The following is a 6,290-nucleotide window of genomic DNA, read 5'->3' as shown; positions in this document are numbered from 1 at the left end:
TTATCTCCCCGGGCGCGCATGATCCGCACGGGTGTGCGCATCACAGAAACGGCGCGGTCTCCCCGACATGGCGCCTAACTGCGACCACCGTATCGTGCCTGAATCGCATTTCGTTTCTCAGGCTCAATATTGATTCGCGAGAAATCGTGACTGTAGTGCTCGAGCAGTCGCGGGTCCATGATGCGCCGCCACAGCGGCGGGAACAGAGCCAGGATGATCAATACCGCGTAACCGGCGGGTAGCTGCGGCGCCTGCGGCATCGACCGCAGGGTCTGGTAGCGGCGCAGCGGATTGGCGTGATGGTCGCTGTGCCGTTGCAGGTTGTAGAGGAACAGGTTGGAGCACACGTGGTTGCTGTTCCAGCTGTGCTGGGGCTGCACGCGTTCGTAGCTGCCGTCCGGTCGCTTCTCGCGCAGCAGCCCGTAGTGCTCGAGATAGTTGGCGCCTTCGAGGAACATGATCGCCATGACGGCCTGGACGACGAGCCACGGGGCGATCGACCAGCCGAACACGGCGATGAGCACCGCGTAGAGGACGACGCTCAGCGCCCATGCGTTGAGGATGTCGTTGTGCCGCAGATTCCAGAACGACGTGCCGCGACGTTCGAGCCGGCCCTTCTCGTAACGGATCGCGGAACGGAGGCTGCCGAACACCGAACGGGGCAGGAAGCGCCAGTAGCTCTCTCCCATGCGGGCGGTGGCCGGGTCCTCCGGGGTCGCCACACGGGCGTGGTGCCCCCGATTGTGTTCGACGTAGAAGTGGCCGTAGAACGACTGGGCGAGCGCGATCTTCGCGAGGCGCCGCTCGATGGTGGTGCGCTTGTGTCCGAGTTCGTGCGCCGCGTTGATGCCGACACCGCCGACGATGCCGAGTGTGGCGGCCATCGCGAATCGTTCGGCGCCGCCCATGGGCTGCGACACCCACATCCAGCACCCGAATGTCAGGCCCGCGTATTGCAGTGGGAGATAGAGATAGGTGCAGTAGCGGTAGTACCGGTCGTTCTCGAGCGTCCGCATCACACTCTCGGGCGGATTGCTCGTGTCCAGCCTCGCGAACGCGTCGACCAACGGGCAGACGACGGCGATGACCAGTGCACCGGTGGCCCAGAAGACGCCGAGGTGGAGGTATTCGACGAGGAAGTAGGCGATGAAGGGGCTCAGGGGGACGACGAGTCCGTACAGCCAGAGGCGTTTCTTGGGGTCGGTCCATCGATCGTGTGTCGCACTGCGAGGAGTAGCCGAATCCACAAACACCAATCCCCCAGGAAGGAAAAACCGTCCGGTACGAATCCCCACGAACCGGAGAAAACAAACTGTTACCCCACGAACCGGATATACCTTACAAGCAGTACTTACCGACGGGTAGGCCTACGCCTCCCGGCTGTGACAGAGAGCACACGACGACGGCGCCGCACCGGAAGTGCGACGCCGTCGAACGCGGAATTCTCGAAAGAGTGCGACCTAGATGGCGCGCACACCCTGAGCCTGCGGGCCTTTCTGCCCCTGGCCGATCTCGAACTCGACTCGTGCCCCCTCGTCCAGGGTCTTGAAGCCCGAACCCTGGATCTCGGAGTAATGGACGAAAACGTCTGCTCCCCCACCATCCTGCTCGATGAAGCCGAAGCCCTTTTCCGCGTTGAACCACTTGACAGTGCCCTGCGCCATACCACTTGCTCCTTGCATTCCCCCACGTCACCCCGACGTGAGGCCTAGATGGACCTCGATCATCGCATTGATCCGGACATTCGTCGCGCCTTGTTTCCCAACTCGTTACCGCAACCGGCAAAACGCGGATGAAATCCTGTTGCGGCACGGTGGCACGATGTAAGCCGTGACTATCGAGGAGCAAGGCCAACTTCACCATCACATCAGCCGTCGGCTCGAGCAGTCGTCGAAGCTCCAGAACGTGCTCTACGAGATCCGCGGGCCGGTGCACGCCCACGCCGCGCGGCTCGAGGCCGAGGGGCATCGCATCCTCAAGCTCAACATCGGCAACCCCGCACCGTTCGGGTTCGAGGCGCCCGACACGATCGTGCAGGACATGATCGCGGCGCTGCCCCACGCGCAGGGCTACTCGGAGTCCAAGGGCATCGCCTCCGCCCGTCGCGCGATCGTCACGCGCTACGAGCTCGTGCCGCGCTTCCCGAAGTTCGACATCAACGATGTCTACCTGGGCAACGGAGTCTCCGAGCTCATCACCATCACCATGCAGGCCCTGCTCGACGACGGCGACGAGGTGCTCATCCCGGCACCCGACTATCCGTTGTGGACGGCGATGACCTCGCTCGCCGGTGGCACCCCCGTGCACTATCTGTGCGACGAGACCAACGACTGGAACCCGGATCTCGACGACATCGAGTCCCGGATCACCGACCGCACCAAGGCGATCGTGGTGATCAACCCGAACAACCCGACGGGCGCCGTGTACTCGCACGAGGTGCTCGAGGGGATCGTGCGCCTCGCCCGCAAGCACCAGTTGCTGCTGCTCGCCGACGAGATCTACGACAAGATCCTGTACGACGATTCGAAGCACGTCTCCCTCGCGTCGCTGGCCCCCGACCTGCTCTGCCTGACCTACAACGGCCTGTCGAAGGCGTACCGGGTCGCCGGCTACCGGTCGGGCTGGATGGTCATCACCGGCCCGAAGGATCACGCAGAGGGCTTCCTCGAGGGCGTCGACCTGCTCGCCTCGACCCGCTTGTGCCCCAATGTGCCGGCCCAGCACGCCATCCAGGTGGCGCTCGGCGGCTATCAGAGCATCGAGGACCTGGTACGGCCCGGTGGGCGCCTGCTCGAGCAGCGCGACGTCGCGTGGGAGCGCCTCAACGCCATCCCGGGCGTGAGTTGCGTGAAGCCGCGCGGTGCGCTCTACGCCTTCCCGCGTCTGGATCCGGAGGTCTACGACATCCACGACGACGAGAAGCTCGTGCAGGATCTGCTGCTGCAGGAGCGCATCCTCGTCACGCAGGGCACGGGCTTCAACTGGCCGAACCACGACCATCTGCGCATCGTCACGCTGCCGTGGGCACGCGATCTGGCGGTGGCGATCGAGCGGATCGGTAACTTTCTGTCCTCCTACAAACAGTAGGAACAGGGCTTCCGACCCCGGGCGGGCAATCGTTGCCGAACAGTTACATTGCCCCTTTCGGGACCAAAGTCCCTGTTTAGAGGCACGGTCGACCTACCCGAACGGACAGTTTGTCGGCTTCGTGACCATCGACACATGCCAACCCCTCCCCAATCCGGGGTCGGAACCAGTAATTTGTCTTATGGCACTAAAGCACTACGCACTGTGCCGGGCTCCCTGATCGATCGCCATCCCCCCTGTGCGAGATCAGGTGACGGTGGCGGGGACACCCCCCCTGCTCCCCGCCACCACCAGCCCCAACCATCTCGCCTCTTGGCTAGCCTGTCCGGGTGAATCACGGACACGGCCATTTCGGCCACGGACACGGCCACGGGCAGGACGAAAGTCCCATCCCACTCGGACCCATCGCCGCGAAGATCGTGGTCGGCCTGCTGGCTGCGATCGGTCTCCTGGTGCTCTTCGGCACCGCCCTGTTATGGCCGAGCAGCCGTGCCGTGGACATCCCCGCCCCCTTTCAGACGAGTAGCGGCGGCGCGGTCGTCACCGAGGCCGGAACGGTCGTCGAGCAGAACACCGGCCCGTGCGGCAGCGCGTCCTTCGGGCGCGTCTTCACCGGTGAGCCGTCCCCTCCCTCGAGCAACGCCTTCGACTGCGAACGCAGCATCGTCGCCATCGAATCCGGTCCCGACGACGGTGCCCGGACGCTCCTCGAGGTGATCCCCGGCCCGGGTCAGCCCGATCTACAGGCCGGCGACGAGATCCGTCTCGTCCGCCAGACCGATCCGGCGGGCGCCACCCAGTACTCCTTCTACGACTACGCCCGCGGCTTCCCGCTCGCGCTGGTGGTCGCGGTGTTCGCTGTCGTGGTGGTCGCGATCGCCCGCTGGCGCGGTCTGCGGGCCCTGATCGGCCTGGTGGTCGCGTTCGGTGTGCTGGTGGCGTTCATGCTCCCGGCGCTCCTGGACGGCAAACCCGCCGTGCCGGTCGCACTGGTCGGCGGTGCACTGATCCTCTACGCGGTGCTGTACCTGGCGCACGGTGTGAATCTGAGGACCAGTTCGGCGCTGCTCGGCACGCTCGCCTCGATGGTCGTCGCCGCCCTGCTGTCCTACGTCGCGATCCGCATGACACATCTGACCGGTCTGTCGGAGGAACAGAACACCGACGTGCAGCTGTACATCGGGCACGTGTCGATCTCGGGCCTACTGCTGGCGGGATTCATCATCGGCTCGCTCGGTGTGCTCAACGACGTCACCATCACGCAGGCGTCGTCGGCCTTCGAACTCGCCGGACTCGATCCCGAGTCGTCGCGTCGTGAGATCTTCTCGGCGGCGATGCGCGTGGGCCGCGACCACATCGCCAGCACCGTCTACACGCTCGTCCTCGCCTACGCGGGCGGCGCGCTGCCTCTCCTGCTGCTGTTCTCGGTGGCCGGGCGGTCGATCACCGATGTGATCACGAGCGACGCCGTGGCGATCGAGCTGGTCCGCGCATGCGTCGGCGGCATCGCGCTCACGTTGTCGGTGCCGCTCACCACGGCGATCGCCGCCGTGCTCGCGCGTACCGACGCCCCCGGACAGCAGACGGGTGGCCGGCACGCGCGACGCGCGTGAGCGGGTGACTCAGGGAAGCCGGATCTGCGGCAGCGGCGGCAGCTCGATCGTCGGCAGCGGCGGCAGCGTCGGGACCGGCACTCCCAGCCCCGGGATGGTCGGAGCCGGAGCGGGCGGAGGTTCGGGGGCCGGCGGAACCGGGCGCGGTGAATGGGTGGTCGGAGCCGGCTCCTGCTCGACCGTGGTGGTCGTGGTGACCTGCGTGGGCGCTACCGCCGGCGCGGGGTTCTGCCGCGGCGCGTTGGTGGTCGTCGGGATGTACGACTGGGTGGGGCTCGTCTCGTCGGTCGACGAACTCGTGAAGCCGGTGCTCAGCGCCACGCCGATGACCGCGACGACCGCGAGAGCCGTGCCCGCGATCCCGGCGCCGGAGATCTGCCTGCCGCTGACCGACGGACCGCGACCGGCCAGCGACGACCACCACGGCTTCTTCGCGTCGGCGGACTCCGCACCGGTGGCGGCAGCCGTGGGCGCAGTGGCCGCGGCGGCGACGACCGGGATCTGCTCGGTGTCGGCGCTCGTCGACGGGGGCTGACCCGGCACGATGCGCGTGAGGGTGCTCACCGGTTGCGAGGTGGCCGGTTGCGCGGCGGCCAGGGCCCCGCCCTTGGCGAGGACGAGTTCGGGCTCGTGCGGCACCACCAGGGGCAGGCCGAGCCAGGAGCGCAGCACCTCCTGCACGAGCGGGATGTGCGCGCCGCCGCCGAGCAGGACCACGGCCTCGGGGTTGCGACCGGCACGGGAGATCACCTGGTGCACGAATTGCGCCGACGACTCGACGCACTGCGCGATGAGCGGATCGAAGGTCTCGCGCGACATGAGCACGACCCCTGCCGCGCCCGGCACGGCCACGGTCTCGCTCTGCGAGAGCTTCTCCTTGGCCTCGCGGCACTGGGCCGACAATTCGTCGTCGGTGGCGGGGTCGTCGGGGCGCCACACACCGTTGGTGTCGAGCTGGTGGTCGCGGATCACGTTGTCGAAGACGCGGCCGCCGATGCTGTCGGTGCGTTCGGCGAGCACCTCGCGGGAGACGAGGTCGACGACGGTGACGGTGAGCCCGGCGTCGCCGAGGTCGTAGAAGACGGCGGTGTTGCTGCCGAGCTCGCCGGTGGCCTGCAGATAGGTGACGGCGGCTTCGGGTTCGGAGACGAGCAGGTAACGGTCGATGTGCTCGACGGCCATTGCCGCGCGCAGGCGCTCGCCCTGGGCCTGGTCGCGATAGACCAGTCCCACCCGCTCGATCGGATCGCCCGCCACACCGGTCTGGAAGAGCACCCCGAGGGTGCCTGCCGCCAGCCGCGCCGGATCGTCCTTACCGGTTTCGACCACCTGGAACTGGAACCCCGCCGTCGGGGTCGTTCGATCCACCGGCCGCACCACCCGAACGGCGCTCTCCCCCACGGTCACACCGAGAATAGAACTCATCAGCCGCCTTCGACGTTGGATGCGCCAGCCGCGTCAGCTTCCCCCGGCGCCCGAAATCACCGACGATGGTACAGAACGTTACCGGCGGGTCACGAGGGCCGTTCGTATGACGTACGCCGGGACCGAGCACCCCGGAGATGGCTCCTGAGCGCCTGGATAGCGTCT

The 6,290-nt window shown here is 66.8% G+C and carries 5 protein-coding genes; 2 read left to right on the top strand and 3 right to left on the bottom strand.

All coding sequences use genetic code 11. The features are described 5' to 3' along the window. Positions 1-74 precede the first annotated feature (74 nt). Positions 75-1,247, bottom strand: a complete 1,173-nt coding sequence (locus AC6CID_RS12310; RefSeq protein WP_064256517.1) for an alkane 1-monooxygenase — start codon at positions 1,245-1,247, stop codon at positions 75-77. Positions 1,248-1,460: 213 nt separating this feature from the next. Further along, a complete protein-coding gene (locus tag AC6CID_RS12305) occupies positions 1,461-1,664 on the bottom strand; it encodes a cold-shock protein (protein WP_006553044.1) in 204 nt (67 codons plus the stop codon). 166 nt (positions 1,665-1,830) lie between these two features. Here AC6CID_RS12305 and AC6CID_RS12300 point away from each other — a divergent pair, with 166 nt between their 5' ends. Next, positions 1,831-3,087 (top strand): pyridoxal phosphate-dependent aminotransferase, encoded by a 1,257-nt coding sequence (locus AC6CID_RS12300; RefSeq protein ID WP_006553045.1) that lies wholly within the window; start codon positions 1,831-1,833, stop codon positions 3,085-3,087. A gap of 329 nt (positions 3,088-3,416) precedes the next feature. Next, positions 3,417-4,700: a YibE/F family protein gene (locus AC6CID_RS12295; RefSeq protein WP_006553046.1), complete on the top strand. Its 1,284-nt coding sequence runs from the start codon at positions 3,417-3,419 to the stop codon at positions 4,698-4,700. A gap of 9 nt (positions 4,701-4,709) precedes the next feature. Here the strand turns inward: AC6CID_RS12295 and AC6CID_RS12290 are convergent, their stop codons facing one another. Then, positions 4,710-6,125 (bottom strand): DUF7159 family protein, encoded by a 1,416-nt coding sequence (locus tag AC6CID_RS12290; RefSeq protein ID WP_255025410.1) that lies wholly within the window; start codon positions 6,123-6,125, stop codon positions 4,710-4,712. Positions 6,126-6,290: the final 165 nt, after the last annotated feature.

The organism is Rhodococcus sp. GQ147, assembly GCF_059759155.1.
The sequence above is the reverse complement of the archived record's forward strand: the minus strand, read 5'-3'. Positions and strand labels throughout refer to the sequence as shown.